Source organism: Streptococcus oralis, assembly GCF_001588645.1.
Taxonomy (GTDB): Bacteria; Bacillota; Bacilli; order Lactobacillales; family Streptococcaceae; genus Streptococcus; species Streptococcus oralis_AB.
This window is the reverse complement of sequence record NZ_LAYF01000003.1, coordinates 266,055-286,395: the sequence shown is the minus strand read 5'-3', so window position 1 is coordinate 286,395 and position 20,341 is coordinate 266,055. Positions and strand designations below refer to the sequence as shown.

The 20,341-nt window shown below is 40.1% G+C and carries 23 protein-coding genes and 1 pseudogene; 12 read left to right on the top strand and 12 right to left on the bottom strand.

The features are described 5' to 3' along the window. Positions 1-9 precede the first annotated feature (9 nt). The 5 genes from A0739_RS02980 to A0739_RS02960 all read left to right on the top strand — a co-directional run bounded on the left by A0739_RS02980 (position 10) and on the right by A0739_RS02960 (position 3,128). Complete coding sequence (locus A0739_RS02980) at positions 10-1,125, top strand: cysteine desulfurase family protein (RefSeq protein ID WP_061587014.1); 1,116 nt, start codon at positions 10-12, stop codon at positions 1,123-1,125. A 4-nt stretch (positions 1,126-1,129) separates the two neighbouring features. Further along, positions 1,130-1,477: a DUF1831 domain-containing protein gene (locus tag A0739_RS02975; protein WP_000863522.1), complete on the top strand. Its 348-nt coding sequence runs from the start codon at positions 1,130-1,132 to the stop codon at positions 1,475-1,477. A gap of 6 nt (positions 1,478-1,483) precedes the next feature. Continuing rightward, the gene (locus A0739_RS02970; RefSeq protein WP_061587013.1) at positions 1,484-1,699 is read left to right on the top strand and encodes a DUF4649 family protein; all 216 of its coding nucleotides are present in this window, start codon (positions 1,484-1,486) and stop codon (positions 1,697-1,699) included. An 82-nt stretch (positions 1,700-1,781) separates the two neighbouring features. Continuing rightward, a complete protein-coding gene (locus A0739_RS02965; protein ID WP_033629707.1) occupies positions 1,782-2,423 on the top strand; it encodes a redox-sensing transcriptional repressor Rex in 642 nt (213 codons plus the stop codon). A gap of 15 nt (positions 2,424-2,438) precedes the next feature. Then, positions 2,439-3,128, top strand: a complete 690-nt coding sequence (locus A0739_RS02960; RefSeq protein WP_000743311.1) for a gamma-glutamyl-gamma-aminobutyrate hydrolase family protein — start codon at positions 2,439-2,441, stop codon at positions 3,126-3,128. Here A0739_RS02960 and radC read toward each other — a convergent pair. From radC to A0739_RS02945, 3 genes are all read right to left on the bottom strand, one after another. Continuing rightward, a complete protein-coding gene (radC, locus tag A0739_RS02955; RefSeq protein WP_061587012.1) occupies positions 3,125-3,805 on the bottom strand; it encodes a RadC family protein in 681 nt (226 codons plus the stop codon). The genes A0739_RS02960 and radC overlap by 4 nt on opposite strands. Positions 3,806-3,847: 42 nt before the next feature. Further along, positions 3,848-6,139: a DNA helicase PcrA gene (gene pcrA / locus A0739_RS02950; protein ID WP_061587011.1), complete on the bottom strand. Its 2,292-nt coding sequence runs from the start codon at positions 6,137-6,139 to the stop codon at positions 3,848-3,850. A gap of 184 nt (positions 6,140-6,323) precedes the next feature. Then, entirely contained in the window at positions 6,324-7,994 is a 1,671-nt protein-coding gene (locus tag A0739_RS02945; RefSeq protein ID WP_061587010.1) for a formate--tetrahydrofolate ligase, read from the bottom strand. A gap of 228 nt (positions 7,995-8,222) precedes the next feature. Between A0739_RS02945 and coaB the strand changes: the two genes are divergently transcribed. Genes coaB through A0739_RS02930 form a run of 3 tightly spaced genes read left to right on the top strand, consistent with a single transcriptional unit; the run spans position 8,223 to position 10,022 of the window. Beyond that, entirely contained in the window at positions 8,223-8,912 is a 690-nt protein-coding gene (gene coaB, locus A0739_RS02940; protein ID WP_061587009.1) for a phosphopantothenate--cysteine ligase, read from the top strand. A gap of 11 nt (positions 8,913-8,923) precedes the next feature. After that, complete coding sequence (gene coaC, locus A0739_RS02935; protein ID WP_061587008.1) at positions 8,924-9,475, top strand: phosphopantothenoylcysteine decarboxylase; 552 nt, start codon at positions 8,924-8,926, stop codon at positions 9,473-9,475. Continuing rightward, positions 9,459-10,022 (top strand): ECF transporter S component, encoded by a 564-nt coding sequence (locus tag A0739_RS02930; protein WP_001042723.1) that lies wholly within the window; start codon positions 9,459-9,461, stop codon positions 10,020-10,022. Before coaC ends, A0739_RS02930 begins: the two co-directional genes overlap by 17 nt. A 41-nt stretch (positions 10,023-10,063) precedes the next feature. Here the strand turns inward: A0739_RS02930 and A0739_RS02925 are convergent, their stop codons facing one another. After that, complete coding sequence (locus A0739_RS02925; protein WP_061587007.1) at positions 10,064-10,423, bottom strand: hypothetical protein; 360 nt, start codon at positions 10,421-10,423, stop codon at positions 10,064-10,066. A gap of 135 nt (positions 10,424-10,558) precedes the next feature. On the opposite strand from A0739_RS02925, the gene A0739_RS02920 reads away from it, so the two are divergent. Together A0739_RS02920 and A0739_RS02915 are read left to right on the top strand one after the other, a co-directional pair. After that, positions 10,559-11,086: an ECF transporter S component gene (locus A0739_RS02920; RefSeq protein WP_000354644.1), complete on the top strand. Its 528-nt coding sequence runs from the start codon at positions 10,559-10,561 to the stop codon at positions 11,084-11,086. An 11-nt stretch (positions 11,087-11,097) separates the two neighbouring features. Beyond that, the gene (locus A0739_RS02915) at positions 11,098-11,613 is read left to right on the top strand and encodes a transcription repressor NadR (RefSeq protein WP_000159158.1); all 516 of its coding nucleotides are present in this window, start codon (positions 11,098-11,100) and stop codon (positions 11,611-11,613) included. Here A0739_RS02915 and A0739_RS02910 read toward each other — a convergent pair. The 8 genes and pseudogenes from A0739_RS02910 to uvrB all read right to left on the bottom strand — a co-directional run. After that, a pseudogene (locus A0739_RS02910) lies at positions 11,610-11,759 on the bottom strand (8-oxo-dGTP diphosphatase); the annotation flags it as partial. The gene A0739_RS02915 and the pseudogene A0739_RS02910 overlap by 4 nt on opposite strands. Positions 11,760-11,875: 116 nt before the next feature. Next, on the bottom strand, positions 11,876-12,649 hold the full coding sequence (locus tag A0739_RS02905; protein ID WP_061587006.1) for a class I SAM-dependent methyltransferase: 774 nt from the start codon (positions 12,647-12,649) through the stop codon (positions 11,876-11,878). 205 nt (positions 12,650-12,854) lie between these two features. Continuing rightward, positions 12,855-13,322, bottom strand: coding sequence for an 8-oxo-dGTP diphosphatase (locus tag A0739_RS02900; protein WP_061587005.1), 468 nt, complete (start codon positions 13,320-13,322; stop codon positions 12,855-12,857). 23 nt (positions 13,323-13,345) lie between these two features. After that, a complete protein-coding gene (locus A0739_RS02895; protein ID WP_061587004.1) occupies positions 13,346-13,789 on the bottom strand; it encodes a hypothetical protein in 444 nt (147 codons plus the stop codon). Continuing rightward, entirely contained in the window at positions 13,767-14,324 is a 558-nt protein-coding gene (locus A0739_RS02890; RefSeq protein ID WP_061587003.1) for a hypothetical protein, read from the bottom strand. Before A0739_RS02890 ends, A0739_RS02895 begins: the two co-directional genes overlap by 23 nt. A gap of 495 nt (positions 14,325-14,819) precedes the next feature. Beyond that, a complete protein-coding gene (locus tag A0739_RS02880; RefSeq protein WP_061587002.1) occupies positions 14,820-15,323 on the bottom strand; it encodes a hypothetical protein in 504 nt (167 codons plus the stop codon). 88 nt (positions 15,324-15,411) lie between these two features. After that, positions 15,412-15,915 (bottom strand): GNAT family N-acetyltransferase, encoded by a 504-nt coding sequence (locus tag A0739_RS02875; protein ID WP_061587001.1) that lies wholly within the window; start codon positions 15,913-15,915, stop codon positions 15,412-15,414. Positions 15,916-15,931: 16 nt separating this feature from the next. Continuing rightward, positions 15,932-17,920 carry an excinuclease ABC subunit UvrB gene (gene uvrB, locus A0739_RS02870; RefSeq protein ID WP_061587000.1) on the bottom strand — a complete coding sequence of 663 codons (1,989 nt, stop codon included), beginning with the start codon at positions 17,918-17,920 and terminating at the stop codon, positions 15,932-15,934. Positions 17,921-18,100: 180 nt separating this feature from the next. Here uvrB and A0739_RS02865 point away from each other — a divergent pair, with 180 nt between their 5' ends. Both A0739_RS02865 and A0739_RS02860 read left to right on the top strand, forming a co-directional pair. Continuing rightward, positions 18,101-19,546 carry an amino acid ABC transporter substrate-binding protein/permease gene (locus A0739_RS02865; RefSeq protein WP_082243792.1) on the top strand — a complete coding sequence of 482 codons (1,446 nt, stop codon included), beginning with the start codon at positions 18,101-18,103 and terminating at the stop codon, positions 19,544-19,546. Beyond that, a complete protein-coding gene (locus tag A0739_RS02860; RefSeq protein ID WP_061586999.1) occupies positions 19,546-20,286 on the top strand; it encodes an amino acid ABC transporter ATP-binding protein in 741 nt (246 codons plus the stop codon). The genes A0739_RS02865 and A0739_RS02860 overlap by 1 nt, the downstream gene beginning before the upstream one ends. Positions 20,287-20,341: the final 55 nt, after the last annotated feature.

Below are 20,341 nucleotides of genomic sequence, written 5' to 3'. Positions count from 1 at the left end.
GGTGATTCTTTGATTTATTTGGACAATGCTGCTACGACTCCTATGTCAGCAGTAGCTATTTCTGAAATGACCAAGGTCATGCAAGAAACTCATGGTAATCCTTCTAGTATTCATAGTCATGGTCGGCAGGCTGGCAAACTCTTGCGAGAAGCTCGTCAGGACTTAGCCCTCTTACTAGGAACCAAACCTCAACATATCTTTTTCACGTCTGGCGGTACAGAAAGTAACAATACAGCCATTATCGGCTATTGTCTCCGTCATCAAGAAAATGGAAAACATATCATCACGACAGCTATTGAACACCATTCTGTACTTGAGACTATTGATTATCTGGTTCAACATTTTGGTTTTGAAGCGACCATCATCCAACCAGTAAATCAAGAAATTACTGCCCAGCAAATTCAAGAAGCCTTACGTGACGATACCATTCTCGTTTCCACCATGTATGCTAATAATGAAACAGGTAGCCTCTTACCTATCGCTGAGATTGGACGTATTTTAAAAGAGCATCCTGCTGCTTATCATGTAGATGCTGTTCAAGCTATCGGGAAAATTCCTATTCATCCCAAGGAATTAGGAATTGATTTCCTCAGTGCTTCTGCACACAAATTCCATGGACCAAAAGGTGTCGGCTTTCTTTATGCTTCTTCCGCGGACTTTGATTCCTACCTTCACGGTGGAGACCAAGAACAAAAGAAACGGGCTGGAACAGAAAACCTCGCTGCCATTGTAGGTATGGTCGCTGCTCTCAAAGAGGATTTGAATGACCAAGTTGAGCATTACCAAAAACTAAGCGCACTTAAATCTGTTTTTCTAAAAGAGATTTCCGATTTAGACTACTATCTCAATGAAAGTCAAGACCAACTACCTTATGTTGTCAATATTGGCTTTCCTGGTCAAAAAAATGATTTGCTCTTACTACGGTTAGATCTTGAAGGAATTTCAATTTCTACTGGTTCAGCTTGTACTGCTGGTATTGTGCAAACCAGTCATGTGCTTGAAGCATTTTATGGACCAGATTCTCATCGTTTGAAAGAATCTGTCCGTATCAGTCTCTCTCCTCTTAACACCGAAGAAGAACTGAAACAACTCGCACAAACCTTAAAAAATATTATTGGAGATTAATCTAATGGCATTCGAAAAAACCATTAAACTACAAAACTGCCGCTACGACTACACACTTAGCCCAACTGTCAAAAAGTTCACACTGAAAGACAATACTTTCTTTGAAACAAAAGTTGGAAACTTCGAACTGACTCGTTTGCTTGAGAAAGTACCCAACAGCGGTGAAGGCTTCAAGCTAAAAATCATCATCAACAAAGACCTTACAGGTGCTAAACTCAACATCACTGACAAGTCTGGCCTTCGTTTGGTGAATATCTTTAAATCAGAAGACCACCACATTCATCAGGAAAAATTCTACTTCCTCATGGACAGTTTAGTAGAACGCGGTATCTTCACTAAAGAAGAAAGATAATTGACTATGTATCGACTTACCTATCAAGATAACTATGACGTAGAACGTACACTTGAATACAAGGATTACGAAGAGCTCATGTTATCTCTATCTGGCTGTGTGACCCTACCTGATACTCTCTTAATCAGCTCCTTAACGCTGAATGATAAGGTGATTTATCAAGGATTGGTTGGCGATCTCTACCGTTTTCTATCACAAGCTCATTTTTCAGATAAAAACTAAGAAATTTCTTAGTTTTTTCTTGTTTTTGTTGATTTTTTCACAATGTTTCTATAAAATAGAAGAATAGAAAGGTTGTGATTTTGTGAAAGATAAACAGTCTGCTATTCCAAAAGCAACAGCAAAAAGACTCTCTCTTTACTATCGAATTTTCAAGAGATTTCATGCAGAAAAAATCGAACGTGCCAATTCCAAGCAAATTGCAGAGGCTATCGGTATCGACTCTGCGACCGTTCGTCGTGATTTTTCCTATTTTGGTGAACTAGGTCGTCGTGGTTTTGGTTACGATGTCAAAAAATTGATGAATTTTTTTGCTGATCTCCTTAATGATAACTCAATTACAAATGTTATGCTGGTTGGGATTGGAAATATGGGCCATGCCCTTCTCCACTACCGCTTCCATGAGCGTAACAAGATGAAAATTATCATGGCCTTTGACCTAGATGATCATCCAGAAGTTGGAAGCCAGACACCTGATGGAATTCCAATCTATGGTATCTCTCAGATTAAAGAAAAAATCAAAGAAGCAGATGTCAAAACTGCTATCCTAACAGTTCCAAGTGTTAAATCACAAGAAGTTGCCAATCTTTTGGTTGATGCTGGTATAAAAGGTATTCTCAGTTTTTCCCCTGTTCACCTTCAACTACCAAAAGATGTGGTCGTTCAGTATGTCGATTTGACAAGCGAACTCCAAACCCTCCTCTATTTTATGCGTAAAGAGGATTAGAAAGCGAAAGCATTTATGAAAAAACCAGTTATTGGGATTACAGGAAATGAAAAAGCTCATCCAGATGATGACATCATGATGAGCTATGCAGCAAAGGGCTTTGTTGAAGGAGTCAAGGACGCTGGCGGAATTCCAATCATCCTACCGATTGGTGATCAAGAAATGGCTGCCTATTACATCAGTATCATTGATAAGCTCATCCTAACGGGTGGGCAAAATGTTGATCCAAAATACTATGGTGAACCAAAGGCTATTGATAGTGATGACTACCACCTTCAAAGAGATATTTTTGAACTAGCACTTATCAAAGAAGCGATTAAGCAAAAGAAACCAATTTTCTCTGTTTGTCGGGGTACTCAACTTTTCAATGTCGCCATGGGAGGCACGCTTCACCAAGATATCGAGGATCATTGGCAGGACTGTTCAGCCGAATACACGACACAACGTCTCGTAACGGAACCTGATACCATTCTCCGAGAGATCTATGGAGAAATCTCTCATATCAACTCCTTCCACCACCAGAGCATTAAAGATCTAGCCTCAAATCTTAAGGTTGTAGCACATGATCCTAAAGATGGAATCATTGAGGCTGTGACAACTACGGACGGCTTTCCTTATCTTGGTGTTCAATGGCATCCTGAATTTCTCTTTGAAAACCGCCCCAAAGATAAAACGCTGTTTGACTATGTTGTTAATGAACTCTAAATCAGATCCGTCTTTTCACGGTAACTAAAGTAATCCGAGTGCGAGACAATCAGATGGTCCAAGAAAACAATTCCCATCAGTTCGCAGGCTTCCTTGACTAGTTTAGTGACATGGTCGTCGTTTCGACTAGGAGATACTGCACCAGATGGATGATTGTGAACGAGAATCACTGAGATAGCCATATGCTTCAAAGCATAGTGAAGGATTTCCCGTGGTTCAGCAATGCTGCGTGTCGCAGATCCGATAAAAATGGTTTGCTGATGAATGATTTGATTTTGAGTATTGAGATAGAGCGCCACTAGGTGCTCTTGTTTTTTATCGCCAAGTTCCTGTTGCATTTTCTTGGCTAGCTTTTGACTACTGAGAATACTTTCCATCTCAAGGGCTTCGTGTTTGTGAATACGATGCCCTAGTTCAATCACCGCTTGTAATTCAATGGCTTTTATTCGCCCTATACCAGACAGACTCTGCAATTCCTGCAGGGTCATTTTTTTCAAATCGGTTAGACTATTAAGACTATTCAAGACTTTTTGGGCAATTTCAAAGACATTAGCCTGACGCGTTCCCGTTCTGAGCAGAATAGCTAGCAATTCTTGATTGCTTAGAGCCTCTACTCCCTCTTTAACTACTCTTTCTCTAGGCAAGAGTGAATCTTCTTGGAATGAGATACTGTACATAAAAATCCTCCTCACTTTATTATTCGTGAGAAGGATGAAAAATTAGATTTTTTTCTTAATTGGAGCTACGCTGGCTAGAAGTTTTTTCAGACCCACTTCTGGGAAATTAATTTTCAGTTCCTGCGTAGCACCGCTACCTGAAACTTCAAGGACCGTTCCCTCTCCCCACTTCTTGTGGAGAGCAATATCCCCAATAGACCAACTTGTATCAGTCGAATCTTTTTTATTTCCTCCTGCAAACTGTCCAAATGGAAGACCACTTGACTGGATAGAGCTTGGTGCGGCATTGCGTTTCCGTTCTTGAAGGGCCTGAGCTAAGCTCATACCTTGACCGAAAGTAATCCCACCACCGCTATAAGAGGCTTTAAAGCTAGTATTCGCTGGACGGGCCAAACCTTGATACTCAAGCAAGTCCGAACTAATTTCATTGATAAAACGAGTTGGACGATTGTAGTTGGTACGCCCAAAAAGCAAGCGAGAGTTGGCATTGGTCAGATAAAGGATCTTTTCTGCGCGTGTGATACCGACATAGGCCAAACGGCGTTCTTCTTCCAGTTCATCAGGATCTTCAGCTGCGCGGCTAAGCGGAAAGACATTTTCCTCCATCCCAATGATAAAGACAACTGGGAACTCAAGTCCCTTAGCTGCGTGCAAGGTCATCAAGGTCACTTCTGATGTCTCCTGACTGCCTGAATCCGTATCAGCAATCAAAGCCAAGTCATTCAAGAAACGACTAAGTTTATCTAAACCTGTTTCCTCTTCTTGACTATCAGGATTATCGTCAAAATTCTTAGTAACAGATAGGAACTCTTCGATATTCTCAACCCGAGCCTTGCTTTCCAAGGTTGCTTGGGTATTAAGAATCTCGACATAACCTGTTTTATCTAAAACTGCCTCAACCAATTCAGTAATGCTTAATTGGTCCAATTGCTCCCGCAAATCCAGAATCATATTGGCAAAATCCCAGATAGACTGGGCTGCTTTTCCTTTGATGCCAGACAACATAATATTGGCTGAAGCATCCAGCATAGACATCTCTTGCATATTCGCAAAATCACGGATTTTCTCAACCGTTCCTGGACCAATTCCGCGCTTAGGCTCGTTGATAATACGCTCAAAACTGATATTGTCACTTAAATTGGCAATAAGATTCAGATAAGCAATAATATCACGGATTTCCTTACGGCTGTAGAACTTAGTCCCGCCGACCATAGTATAAGGAATATTGGACTTTAGGAGGGCCTCTTCAATAGTACGAGACTGGGCGTTAGTCCGATAAAGAACTGCAAAATCCTTGTGGAGGAAGTTTTGACTACGACCAAGTTCATCGATGGTTTTGGCTACAAAAACAGCCTCATCTTGTTCGTCATTTGCACGATAGTAAATAATCTTCTCCCCATCAGCATTCTGGGTCCAGAGATTCTTAGGTCGACGATTTTTATTATTTTTAATAACATCATTGGCAGCTTGGAGAATGGTTTTGGTTGAACGATAATTCTCCTCTAACAAAACGACCTTGGCTTTAGGATAATCTTTCTCAAAATCCAAGATATTCTGCATATCAGCCCCACGCCAACCATAGATGGACTGGTCCGCATCACCGACTACGCAGATGTTTTTAAAGCGTGAAGCCAAGAGTTTGACCAGTTGGTACTGGGCATGGTTGGTATCTTGGTACTCATCAACGTGGATATATTGGAACTTCTGCTGATAGTAGGTCAAGACATCAGGATTCTGATCAAAGAGACGCAGGGTCAGCATAATCAAATCATCAAAGTCAACGGACTCAGACTGACGAAGCTCCTTTTGATAGGCCGTATAACACTGGGCCACGATTTGCGTATACATATCAGCAGCTTGAGCAGCATAAGCCACATCATCAATTAGGTCATTCTTAGCATTGGAAATGGTTCCCAAAATAGTCCGTTCATTCCATTTTTTCGGATCCAAGTTTAATTGCTTGAGAATGCGCTTCATGAGAGTTCGTTGCTCTCCTGGATCTACAATAGTGAAGTTCCGATTGTAGCCAATATGATCCGCATCGCGACGCAGGATGCGAACACACATGGAGTGAAAGGTCGCAATTAGGCAGTCCTGAGTTGCTGGATTGAGGCCATAGGCACGCTCCTTCATCTCACGCGCCGCCTTATTGGTAAAGGTAATGGCCAAGATATTCCAAGGATTGACCATCTTTTCATCAATCAAATAAGCAATACGGTGGGTCAAAACTCGGGTCTTCCCAGAACCAGCCCCCGCCATGATCAATAATGGACCTTCTGTTGTTTGCACCGCCTCGGCTTGACGGTCATTCATTCCATTCAATAATGCGTTCATTTTCTCTTCCTTACTCTTGAAGTCAATGTTTCTATTATATCAGAAATTAGAGAAAATATCTTTAGCTAGACTGATTGCGTCTAGAAAGTAACTCTATCATCAGCTGAAGACAACTCCTTAAATCTAGATAAAAAAATGAGATTGGATATTATTTCCAAACTCATTTGAAATCAATTGCAATATACTAGAACAAGCCTAAAACTGTTCCGTCGGTTTCAACATCCATATTAAGAGCGGCTGGACGTTTTGGAAGTCCTGGCATGGTCATGACATCACCAGTTAGGGCAACGATGAAGCCCGCACCTAATTTTGGTACCAATTCACGGATGGTAATTTCAAAGTTTTCTGGTGCTCCAAGTGCATTTGGATTGTCAGAGAAACTGTACTGAGTTTTCGCCATACAGATTGGCAATTTGTCCCATCCGTTTTGAACGATTTGAGCGATTTGCGTTTGGGCTTTCTTCTCAAAGTTCACTTTGCTACCACGGTAGATTTCAGTGACAATTTTTTCAATCTTTTCTTGGACAGAAAGGTCATTGTTATAAAGACGAGTATAGTTTGCTGGATTTTCAGAGATAGTCTTGACAAGCGTTTCGGCAAGTGCTACACCACCTTCTGCCCCATCAGCCCAGACACTTGCTAGTTCAACTGGCACATCAATAGAAGCACAAAGTTCTTTCAAGGCTGCAATTTCAGCTTCTGTATCAGTGACAAATTCGTTAATCGCAACAACTGCTGGAATACCAAACTTACGAATATTTTCAACGTGACGTTTCAAGTTAGCAAAACCTGCACGAACTGCTTCTACATTTTCCTCTGTCAAAGCGTCCTTAGCTACACCACCATTCATCTTAAGGGCACGAAGGGTTGCAACGATGACAACTGCATCTGGAGATGTTGGCAAGTTTGGTGTCTTAATGTCAAGGAATTTCTCAGCACCAAGGTCCGCACCAAAACCAGCTTCAGTAACAGTATAATCAGCCAAGCGAAGGGCTGTGCTTGTTGCCAAAACAGAGTTACATCCATGAGCGATATTGGCAAATGGACCACCGTGTACAAAGGCAGGTGTACCGTAAATTGTCTGAACCAAGTTCGGTTTGATAGCATCTTTCAAAATCAATGCTAATGCTCCCTCAACCTGTAAATCACCAACAGTAACTGGTGTACGGTCATAGCGATAGCCAATAACGATATTCGCCAAACGACGTTTCAAGTCCTCGATGTCCGTTGCCAAGCAAAGAATGGCCATGATTTCTGAAGCAACTGTAATATCAAAACCATCCTCACGAGGAATACCGTTTAGAGGACCACCAAGTCCAACGGTTACATGACGAAGGGCGCGGTCGTTCAAGTCCACTACACGTTTCCAGAGAATACGACGTTGGTCGATTCCCAGCTCATTTCCTTGGTGCAAGTGATTGTCAATCAAGGCTGAAAGAGCATTGTTGGCTGTTGTAATGGCATGCATATCCCCCGTAAAGTGGAGGTTGATGTCCTCCATTGGAAGTACTTGGGCGTAACCACCACCAGCTGCACCACCCTTAATCCCCATGACTGGACCAAGAGATGGTTCGCGGATAGCAATCATGGTTTTCTTGCCAATCTTGTTCAAGGCATCCGCAAGACCAATAGTAATAGTTGATTTTCCTTCACCTGCTGGTGTTGGATTGATGGCAGTAACCAAGATCAATTTACCAACTGGATTGCTCTCAACTGCACGAATTTTGTCAAAGCTGAGTTTAGCCTTATACTTCCCGTACAATTCCAAATCGTCGTAAGAAATACCAAGTTTCTCAACAACATCAACGATTGGCTTCAACTCAATACTCTGTGCGATTTCAATATCTGTTTTCATTCAAAACTCCTCTAACCTCTAATGTGATAATTCATTATAACACAAAACAAGATTTTTAACATCCATAAACTCTCTAAACGTTCGTAAATTTTCTGAATTTCAAGATTTTTAGGGCTCTTTTAAAAATTTTATATGGCTTTATAGTTATAAACTATAGTGTAGCTTTGTTTTAGCAAAATTTTATCACTTTCATTTTACTTACTGTTTATTTTTGTGTACAATAGTCCTATGAAAATTTTAGTCACATCGGGCGGTACCAGTGAAGCTATTGATAGTGTCCGCTCTATTACTAACCATTCTACAGGTCGCTTGGGGAAAATCATCACAGAAACTCTGCTTGCTGCGGGGCATGAAGTTTGTTTAATAACGACAAAACGAGCTCTGAAGTCAGAAGCTCATCCCAACCTAAGCATTCGAGAAATTGATAATACCAACGACCTTCTAGTTGTGATGCAAGAACTTGTTAAGGAATATCAGGTCTTAATCCACTCAATGGCTGTGTCTGACTACACTCCTGTTTATATGACGGGGTTTGAGGAGGTACAGGCTAGCTCCAATTTAGAAGAATTCTTAAACAAGCAGAATCATCAGACTAAGATTTCTTCAACTGATGAGGTTCAGGTCTTATTCCTGAAAAAAACACCCAAAATCATCTCTCTGGTCAAAGAATGGAATCCTGCCATTCATCTGATTGGGTTTAAATTGCTGGTTGATGTCTCTGAAGATTATCTCATAGAAATTGCTAGACAGAGTCTTATCAAGAACCAAGCAGACTTAATCATTGCAAATGACCTGACTCAAATTTCAGCAAACCAGCATCGCGCAATCTTTGTTGAGAAAGAGCAACTCCAAACCGTTCAAACCAAAGAGGAAATAGCAAACCTCCTCCTTGAAAAAATTCAAGCATACGATTCATAGAAAGGAAAGCCATGGCAAATATTCTCATCGCAGTGACAGGTTCCATTGCCTCCTATAAAGCCGCTGACCTAGTCAGTTCTTTGAAAAAACAAGGCCATGAGGTCACTGTCTTAATGACTGAGGCGGCGAGAGAGTTTATCCAACCGTTGACACTACAGGTCCTCTCTCAAAATCCTGTCCACCTTTATGTCATGAAGGAACCAGCTCCTGATCAAGTCAATCATATCGAACTAGGCAAAAGAACTGACCTTTTTATTGTAGCCCCAGCTACTGCTAATACCATCGCAAAGTTAGCCCATGGATTTGCGGACAACATGGTGACAAGTACAGCACTTGCCCTGCCAGAACACGTCAAAAAGTTAGTCGCGCCAGCCATGAATACAAAGATGTATGACCATCCGGCAACCCAGGCTAATCTAAAAACATTAGAGACCTATGGTTATCAGATCATCTCTCCAAAAGAATCTCTACTAGCCTGTGGCGATCACGGCAAAGGCGCCCTAGCTGACCTGAATACTATTTTAGAAAGAATAAAGGAAACCCTCAATGAACAAACGCTCTAACATTGCTCCAATTGCTATCTTTTTTGCAGTTATGCTCGTTATCCACTTTTTGAGTTCTCTCCTCTTTAATCTCTTCCCATTTCCAATCAAACCAACTATCGTTCATATTCCAGTCATTATTGCTAGTATCATCTATGGACCTCGGGTTGGGGTTACACTTGGTTTTCTTATGGGACTATTGAGCTTAACGGTAAACACGATTACCATCCTTCCAACCAGCTACCTCTTCTCACCATTCGTACCGAACGGAAATATCTATTCTGCTATTATCGCTATTGTCCCTCGCGTTTTGATTGGGCTGACACCTTACTTGGTTTATAAATTATTAAAAAACAGAACGGGTCTCATCTTTGCTGGTGCTCTCGGTTCCCTTACCAACACCGTCTTTGTCCTTGGGGGAATCTTCTTCCTTTTTGGAAATGTCTTCGACGGCAATATTCAAAAACTTCTGGCAACCGTTATTTCTACAAACTCAATTGCCGAGCTTGTCATTTCTGCCGTTCTAACAGTAGCAATTGTCCCACGCCTTGAAACCCTGAAGAAATAAAAAATCAACTCCACTTTCATCCTGAAGGTGGAGTTTAGCATTTAAAACATGAGAAACATCAATAGAATGTGAAAGCCAAAGCGCAGGAGATGATACGAAAGAGGGGTAGGTTGCTGACTTTTCTGACTATCCAAGTATAGGGTTAGTGATAGAAAAACCAAACCAAATGCAATCACCAATCTGACGAAATAAGCAATTTCGAGTATTGCTGCCATCAAAAGAAAACCTAATAAAGGAAGGCTAAAAAGTGAAACAGCCAGGCCACTTGCTAATAGAGAGAGTAGCGACAGGACCAATAAACTGTAAACTAGGAAACGAGTCCAACCTGAGACTATTTTCCCTTCACTTTTCTGTTTTGACATCATCACGATTACCACGATTAGGTAAACAAAAAGTATCATCACAATTTCTCCTCGGGTCCTATTATTCTTTACCACATTTTAACCAAATTTTCCTGAAAAATCAATAATGCTTCTTGACTTGATTAGTGATTTATTGTACTATACTTGTGTATATACAGATAAATGGAGGTTCTTATGGATATACGGAAAAAAACGCAGTTTATGACCATGACTGCCCTACTCACTGCAATAGCGATTTTGATTCCAATCATTATGCCTTTTAAAATCGTTATCCCACCGGCTTCTTACACCTTGGGAAGTCATATCCCCATCTTTATCGCCATGTTTCTTTCGCCTTTGATGGCTGCTTTTGTGATTATTGCTTCTAGTCTTGGTTTTCTGATGGCAGGCTATCCGCCTGTTATTGTACTCCGTGCCTTCTCTCACATCGTTTTTGGTACTTTGGGGGCTTTGTACTTAAAGAAATTCCCTGAAACCTTGGATAAACCAAAGGCATCTTGGATTTTTAACTTTGTTTTGGGTGTTGTTCATGCTATCGCTGAAGTAATAGCTTGTATCATCTTTTATGCTACTTCAGGGACAAATGTTGAAAATATGTTTTATGTTCTCTTTGTCCTAGTTGGTTTTGGCACAATCGTCCATAGTATGGTAGACTATACATTAGCACTAGCTGTCTATAAAGTGCTTCGAAAACGTCGCTAAAAGGAAAAACTATGACAAAGGATCGCAAACAAGCTCTTCTCAAACTATTAAAAGAAGCGCCAAAAGCTCTCAATGGTCAAACCTTGGCTGAACACTTTCATGTTACGCGTCAGGTCATTGTACAGGACATCGCTATTCTCCGAGCAGATGGGGCTCCTATCCTATCCACCAATCGTGGTTATATCTACAAAGAAAATGATGCCAGCCCCTACGTTCACAAACTCTTTAAAGTGAAACATGAACTGGAAGAAATCGGTCAGGAACTACTAGCCATTGTAGACAATGGCGGACGCGTTCAAAATATCTTAATCGATCATCCCGTTTATGGCGAAATTGAAACCCTACTCAAACTCACTTGCCGCCGAGATGTCCAGCACTTTCTGGAACAAGTCGAGAATTCAGACTTTAGACCCCTTTCTGAATTGACAGACGGCATCCATTACCACCTTGTTGAAGCAGAAACACAACAAGACCTCCACTATATCGAGGAGGCCTTGGATCAGTTAGGTTATTTGGTAAAAGACTAGAAAATTTCTTTCTCCCAGCCGTCCTCTGTGCGGTGGCGATAGAAGAACTCAGACTTGTCAGGTGCTTCCATCATTTCCATCAAAGGCAACATATCATAGGCCAGTTCCAAATTTGGAATCTGGTCTTTTTGCACCCAACATACTTCTTCAAATCTAAAAATTTGAGGTTTATATATGGAGAATTAGCTGTAACATGCTCTAAACACTATCCGTTTAATTTTACATTGAAAATTTTCTCCAAATTTTTTACAATATCGTTCCCTTAATTTTCTTTTCGAGCAATAAACATACCATATTCTTTAGGAATGATTAACATACCCTTATGAAAATGCATTTCTAATCTTTTACGAATGACTTTTTCTTCTAGCGAACCTATTTCTGAAATTCCTTTAAAGGATTGAATGTATTTAACTAGGTCATCTATACTAGTTACCTGTAACTCATCATCATAGAGTAATGTTTCGACAGAGTCAAAATACATACTCAGTTGGCTTTTGCCATTTTGTAAAGTAAACGTTTTATTTTCCAAATCTTGATTAATCTCATCTTTAAATAAACTTGCCAAATAATCTACAACTCCATTTTCACCAAATGTGGCACAGTAAAAAATGCCTCCTGTTTTTAAGATTCTATTCACCTCGGAGAGAGCTTTAGGAATATCATTTACATGATGTAAAAGCATATTAGCAATAACAATATCAAACGTTTCATTCTCAAAAGAAATCTTTTGAATATCCATTATTGTATAGTTGACATTGTTCCTATTTCCAATCACTGACTTCGTTGTTTTTACCATATCTTCAGAAAAATCTGTAACAACCAACTGCTTCATTCTATCAATAGAATCACTATTACTTTTCCATAGTTCTCCTGTACCACATCCCAATTCTAGGACCTTTACCTCATCAGTGATTTGGTAGTTGGAAAATATCCAATTATTAAACCCTAATTTATTTTTTGAATACTTCTTATGTAGCTTTACTCTAATGTCAAGATTATCTTGTTTTGCATATTGTTCAATTACCTTATCAGTCATTTTCTTTTACTTCCTTTCATATCTTAAGATTATACCATAAAATAAAACATCTCCGATTTCAAAATTGAAGGTGGAGATTGTTAAAGATAAAGATAGAAAAGAAGAATAGGAAATATTGAAGTATTCAGTTGAAATACACCGACATACTTATCCTATATTTAAGTACCAATCATTAAAGGTTAACACCGTTCCAGTAATCATACAACTAAAAAATTTCTTTCTCCCAGCCGTCCTCTGTACGGCGGCGATAGAAGAACTCAGACTTGTCAGGTGCTTCCATCATTTCCATCAAAGGCAACATATCATAGGCCAGTTCCAAGTTTGGAATCTGGTCTTTTTGCACCCAAGATACTTCTCCTTCCTCTGAGGATTGGAGACTTCCAGTAAACTCTGTCGCCTTATAACAAACAACGATGTAGCGCCCACCTGTATCTAAGGGCCAGTTTTTAATGCCGACCAGTTGGGGATTTTGAATGGTCAAACCAGTTTCTTCATAAATCTCACGAATGACAGACTCGGCAAAGGCCTCGCCATTCTCAACATGTCCTCCTGGAAAGGCATAGCCAGACCAGCGATTGTTTTCAGGAGAGCGATATTGCATGACTACTCGCTTAGTTTCAATGTCTTCAATCAGACAGATGTTGGTTAAAATGGTTGCTTGGGCACGGGACATAGATTTGCTCGCTTTCTAAGTTATTAAAATGTATCTTCGTTGTATTTTACTTCTGACTTCATGATAAAGGGATTGATCAATTCATGATGTTCATAGGTACTATGGACCACAAAACCTCTAACAATGATGATTTCCTTATCTTGTATGTGATAGTCTATATTAATGGGAATGGCTGGATCCGACATGATTGACAAAGCAAAAAATGCTACAAACCAAAGGTAAAATGTCACCAATCCACTAAATATTTGAAAAATAAGGTGATACCATTGAAAATCTCTTGTTCTATAAAAGATTCTCCAGGGATGGATTAGGAAGGTCAAACAAAGAATAAAAAACCAACTATTCCACAAAACTGGCGTAAAGGATAGGCCAAAAACCAACAACACCAAATGAAAAATCACAAAGGTCAGCAAAGCCAAATAGAGTGTTTTAAATGAAAATAACCTAGTTCGATTTTCTTTTGTCATGATTATTCCTCTTTTTGTCCTTATATTTCAAAATGACCATTAATATCGCTGCAATGATGAAAAAGATTAGATAGGTAGCAATTGGAAGCCAGATGTAGCGATAATCAACAGATAATAGGGAAGGAATTTTTTTAACATTTCTCCCTTTCACCCCAACAAGTAAGTGGAGAAGAAAAATAGATCCATTTATGTATAGAAAAGGTTGTAAAAATCCTTGTACTGAAGTCTTTTCACTAAAACCATCTCTAAAAATACCTTGATAGAGTGTGTACACCAAAAAGACAAAATTCATAATAATTGGCAAGACATAGGACATTTCCTGATATGGTTTCGGGATAAGTGTTGTCCCAAACAACACATACATAATACCAAAAATAGAAAATAATATTATGCCACCATCCATAAAAGAAGCAAGCTTTGGATGCCTTCCCATCCACAATTGGACGTGAGCTATCAAAGAATCCTTTTTATGGATTTTTCTCATTTTGATCTTCTGCTGTTTGATCTTCTTTGGTTTCTTAATCTTTCGTTCCATTTACGCCTCCTTCTTCTCTTTTCTATCCGTATAACCAAAAGCAGAATGCCCAGCCCTAAGAAAAAGAAAAAGAGATAACTTACAATAGGAGCCCAGACATAGGCCGGATCCATAGAAATTATAGGGGGGAAATTCGTTGACTTACGACGTCCTAGCCAATTCAGACCCACCAAGAGATGAAAGGGAAAAAGAAGACCATTGAACCCAATAAATCCCCATGAAAAGTAACGCCATTTCTGAAGTTTATCACTACTAAAACGAAAGACAAGGAAATAGGTTGATAAGAGCAGAAGGAAAAGATTAAAGCTTAAGGGAGAAAGATAGTTTAAGTTTGGGAATGGAGAACCAATGAAAGAGGCAGAAAGAAATGATACAAACAAAGATCCGAATAACACACTCGTATCCAGGAGTTGACCAATCCTTCGGTGCCTTTCCATCCAAAGATAAATCATCTTAGTCCAAGAAGACTTTTCTTTTGTCTTGTACTTCATTTGTCTACTCATCTTCATTTTCATCTACCTCTTTTTTTGAAGCTTTAGAGAGAAAGAAGATTGCCAACGTTAACATCAAGACCAGAAGGTAGACGACAATAGGGAACCAGATATAGGAAGACTCCAGTGAAAACAAAGGTGAGAGAACAACTCTTCCTCTTTTTCTCACACCAATCAGTTGAAAAATGAAGCTAAGGACATTGATATAAATAAAGGGTTCACAAAATCTTTTAAGGGTCCTTTCTTTTTCAGTTTTCACTGACAAAAAGAGAGCATAGAACCTATTACCCAAGATAAAAAGATTCAATTGCAAGGGAAATAAAAGCTCTCTGTACCGAAAATCAGCTGGAATGCTTTTGTTCTGTGATGTTGTAAATTCTATAACTAGGAACAAGATGATATAAAAGATAATATCAAGCATAAATTTGACAAATCGATGCCCTTGTAACCAAAAACGAACAGAATCTAAGCCCGATGAGTTCTCATAAGTTTTCTCTTTCAATTTCATAATAACTTCCCTCTATTTAAAATATATTTTAAAACGTAATCATTTGTTGATTTTGCAATCTGAAAACAAATCACAACTGTCCTTGCATTTAACTCTCAAATTTTGATGATTTCTTATATACCATTCTAATTTCAGTGATCGGTTTTCCAAGTTCAAGTATTTTTTCTTGACCATCAAAAGTAAAACCCATTTTTTGATAAAAAGCAATGGCTCGCTTATTCTCTTTTAATACCCATAAGAATATTTCAGAGAACTGTTCAAGAGTCGTCAGAGCTTCCTTCATTAACTTCTGAGCAATACCTTTTCCATAATAGTCTTTTAAAACATATAAGGCAATAATTTCGCCAGCTTGAATAGCCACATCTCGAAAGTTTCCATAACTGATAAAACCAACTACCTTCATGCCATCCATCGCAATCAATGTATTTTCTGGATATTTTTGACTAAAGAATCGACATCTTTCTAATGTCATTGTCTCCTGAAATTCTGCAGGTAAAAGGTCGTCATAAGCCTCTCTCCACGTCTGCCAATGAACGAGGGACTTACCTTCTATCTCTTCAGGAGTTTCCATCTGCTTGATAGTAAGATCCATTTATTTTTCTCCTTCTCTACCCCAACGCCTTAACTTCCAACATCATATCACGGATCTGAGCTGCCAGTTCAAAGTCAAGCACTTCGACGGCTTCTTGCATTTGTTTCTCCAGTTTCTTGACGAGTTCTTTGCGTTCTTGTTTATTGAGACTGTTGATATCGACTTCCTTATCCTCTTCCTTGGCAACTGCCTTAGTTACAGCAATCAGGTCACGGATTTCTTTCTTGATTGTCTGAGGTACAATACCATGTTCTTCATTATAAGCCATCTGGATTTTGCGGCGACGAGCCGTTTCATCTATAGCTCGTTGCATAGACTGGGTCATCGTGTCTGCATACATGATAACATGGCCTTCGCTATTACGGGCAGCACGTCCAATGGTCTGGATGAGACCACGTTCGTTACGAAGGAAACCTTCCTTGTCAGCATCAAGAATAGCTACGAGACTCACTTCAGGAACGTCAATCCCTTCACGAAGGAGATTGATTCCGACCAAGACATCAAAGACACCCAAGCGCAAGTCACGGATAATTTCCGTCCGTTCCAAGGTCTTGATATCCGAGTGCATATACTTGACCTTGATGCCCATTTCCTTGAAGTAGTCGGTCAAGTCTTCTGCCATTTTCTTGGTCAAGGTGGTAATAAAGGTCCGTTCATTCTTTTCAACACGGGCATTGATTTCACCTAAGAGGTCATCAATCTGTCCCATAGTTGGACGAACTTCCACTTCAGGATCTAGAAGCCCTGTCGGACGAATGATTTGCTCGATCACTGTCTCGGTCTGTTCGTTTTCATAGTCACCAGGTGTCGCTGAAACGTAAACAATCTGATGAACATGACTCTCAAATTCTTCACGACGAAGGGGACGATTGTCCAAGGCGGACGGTAAACGGAAACCATAATTGACCAGCATTTCCTTACGCGAACGGTCTCCATTGTACATGCCCTTAATCTGCCCCATGGTCATGTGACTTTCATCAATCATGATCAAGAAATCATCTGGGAAGAAATCAAGAAGCGTATAAGGAGGCTCTCCTTCGCTACGACCATCCATGTGACGTGAGTAGTTTTCAACACCGTTGGTATAACCCATCTCACGTAACATCTCGATATCATACTCTGTCCTCTGTTTCAAACGCTGAGCTTCCAGCAGTTTGCCTTCCTTCTCAAAGACAGCTAACTGCTCCTCTAATTCTGCTTGAATCTTGGCAATCGCAACTTCCATATGATCGTCATTGGTCACAAAGTGAGTCGCTGGGAAAATCGCCAAATGATCGACTTCACCAAGGACTTGACCTGTCAGCGCCTCAACTTCTCGGATACGGTCAATCTCATCACCGAAGAACTCTACTCGAAAAGCGTGTTCATCTCGAGAAGCTGGGAAAATCTCCACCACATCCCCGCGAACACGAAATCTTCCTCGTTGGAAATCAATATCATTGCGTTCAAACTGGATATCGACCAAGTCATTCAAGAGTTTATCACGAGAAATCTCCAGACCTGGACGCAAACTCACGACGCTATCAGAATATTCCTTAGGCGAACCCAAACCATAGATACAAGAGACAGAAGCCACAACGATGACATCATTACGCTCCAAAAGGGCTGAAGTCGCTGAGTGGCGAAGCTTATCAATCTCGTCATTGACGGAACTATCCTTCTCAATGTAGGTATCGCTAGAAGGGACATAGGCCTCTGGCTGGTAATAATCATAGTAGGATACGAAGTACTCAACTGCATTTTCTGGGAAAAATTCCTTAAATTCTCCATAGAGCTGACCAGCAAGAGTCTTGTTATGAGCAATGACCAGAGTTGGTTTATTGACTTTGGAAATGACCTGACTCATGGTATAGGTCTTCCCAGTACCAGTCGCCCCCATCAGAATTTGGGCTTTTTCTCCACCCTCGATATTATCAACCAACTGTTCAATCGCTTGGGGTTGATCTCCTGAAGGTTGGTATTTTGATACTAACTTAAATTTATTATCTGTAATTCGATTTATCATGATTGCCTCATCTGCATTTTTCTATCCTTCTATTTTACCATAAAATCCACCAGATTCATTATCTCTGGATTTATCAAGGATATAAATCCGTGTTATATTTTCTTACATAAAAAGTCTTAAAATTTGCCTTCTGAAATATTTTCTGTTATAATGGGAAAATATTCAGAAAGGAGACTTAAAATGAAGAAAAAAATCCTAGCATTTTTGCTAATTTTATTTCCCATTTTCTCACTAGGAGTAGTAAAAGCTGATACAGTTAAATCTAAGTATGTTATTGCAAGTGATTCATCTTTTGCTCCCTTTGTATTTCAAAATTCAAGCAACGAGTACACTGGTATTGATATGGACTTGATCAAGGCTATTACCAAGGATCAAGGATTTGAGATTGAAATTATTAATCCTGGATTTGACGCAGCTATTAGCGCTGTTCAAGCAGGACAAGCAGATGGTATTATCGCTGGAATGTCTGTTACGGATGCTCGTAAAGCTACATTTGACTTCTCAGATTCCTACTACACAGCTAATACCATTCTCGGTGTAAAAGAATCAAGCACTATCGCTTCTTATGAGGATCTCAAGGATAAAACCGTTGGTGTAAAGAACGGGACAGCTTCTCAAACATTCCTTACGAAGAACCAAAGCAAATACGGTTACAAGATTAAGACTTTTGCAGATGGTGCATCAATGTATGACAGTCTCAATACTGGGGCTATCGATGCCGTGATGGATGATGAGCCTGTTCTCAAATATTCGATCAGCCAAGGTCAAAAATTGAAAACGCCGATCGTTGGAACTCCAATCGGTGAAACAGCCTTTGCAGTCAAGAAAGGCAGCAATCCAGAGTTGATTCAGATGTTCAATAAGGGACTTGCCAACCTCAAAGCTAATGGAGAATTCCAAAAAATTCTCGACAAGTATCTAGCAAGTGGAACAACTGCTTCTACAAGTACAGTTGACGAAACCACTATCTGGGGCTTGCTTCAAAACAACTACAAACAACTCCTTAGCGGGCTTGGAATCACTCTCGCTTTAGCCCTTATTTCGTTTGCGATTGCCATCGTGATTGGGATTATCTTTGGTATGTTCAGCGTTAGTCCATACAAATCACTCAGAGTCATTTCAGAGATTTTTGTGGATGTCATTCGTGGTATTCCTTTGATGATTCTTGCCGCTTTCATCTTCTGGGGAATTCCAAACTTCATCGAATCTATCACTGGGCAGCAAAGTCCAATCAACGACTTTGTGGCTGGTACTATTGCCCTTTCGCTCAATTCAGCTGCTTATATTGCTGAAATTGTTCGTGGTGGTATCCAAGCTGTTCCAGTTGGTCAAATGGAGGCCAGCCGCAGTCTTGGTATCTCTTATGGAAAAACCATGCGTAAGATTATCTTGCCGCAAGCAACTAAGCTCATGCTTCCAAACTTCGTCAACCAGTTCGTTATCGCTCTTAAAGATACGACTATCGTGTCAGCTATCGGTCTGGTAGAACTTTTCCAAACTGGTAAGATTATCATTGCCCGTAACTACCAAAGTTTCAAGATGTATGCAATCCTTGCTATCTTCTATCTTATCATCATCACGCTTTTGACTAGACTAGCCAAAGGCTTAGAAAAGAGGATTCGTTAATGGCAAAATTAAAAATCGAAGTCAATGACTTACATAAACAATATGGAAAAAATAAGGTCCTAAAAGGAATTACAACTAAGTTCTATGAAGGGGACGTTGTCTGTATCATTGGGCCTTCTGGTTCTGGTAAATCAACCTTCCTTCGTAGCCTCAACCTGCTAGAGGAGGGAACGAGTGGCCATATCATGGTTAATGGTCACGACTTGACTGAAAAAACGACCAACGTTGACCACGTCCGTGAAAACATCGGAATGGTTTTCCAGCACTTCAACCTCTTCCCTCATATGTCCGTTTTAGATAACATTACCTTTGCTCCAGTTGAACACAAATTGATGACCAAGGTTGAAGCTGAGAAATTGGGAATGGAATTGCTGGAAAAAGTCGGTCTAGCTGATAAGGCACAAGCCAATCCAGATAGTCTCTCAGGTGGTCAAAAACAACGTGTGGCTATCGCACGTGGCCTAGCCATGAATCCTGACATCATGCTCTTTGACGAACCAACTTCCGCTCTCGACCCCGAGATGGTTGGAGATGTTTTGAACGTTATGAAGGAGTTGGCAGAGCAAGGTATGACCATGATCATCGTAACCCACGAGATGGGATTTGCTCGTCAGGTTGCCAATCGTGTTATCTTTACGGCTGATGGTGAATTCCTTGAAGATGGAACTCCAGACCAAATCTTTGATAATCCGCAACACCCTCGTCTAAAAGAGTTCTTAGACAAGGTCCTAAACGTATAAAACGAAACTGTAAGGAAATCCTTGCAGTTTTTTAATTGCGTATTGGATTTTTTGA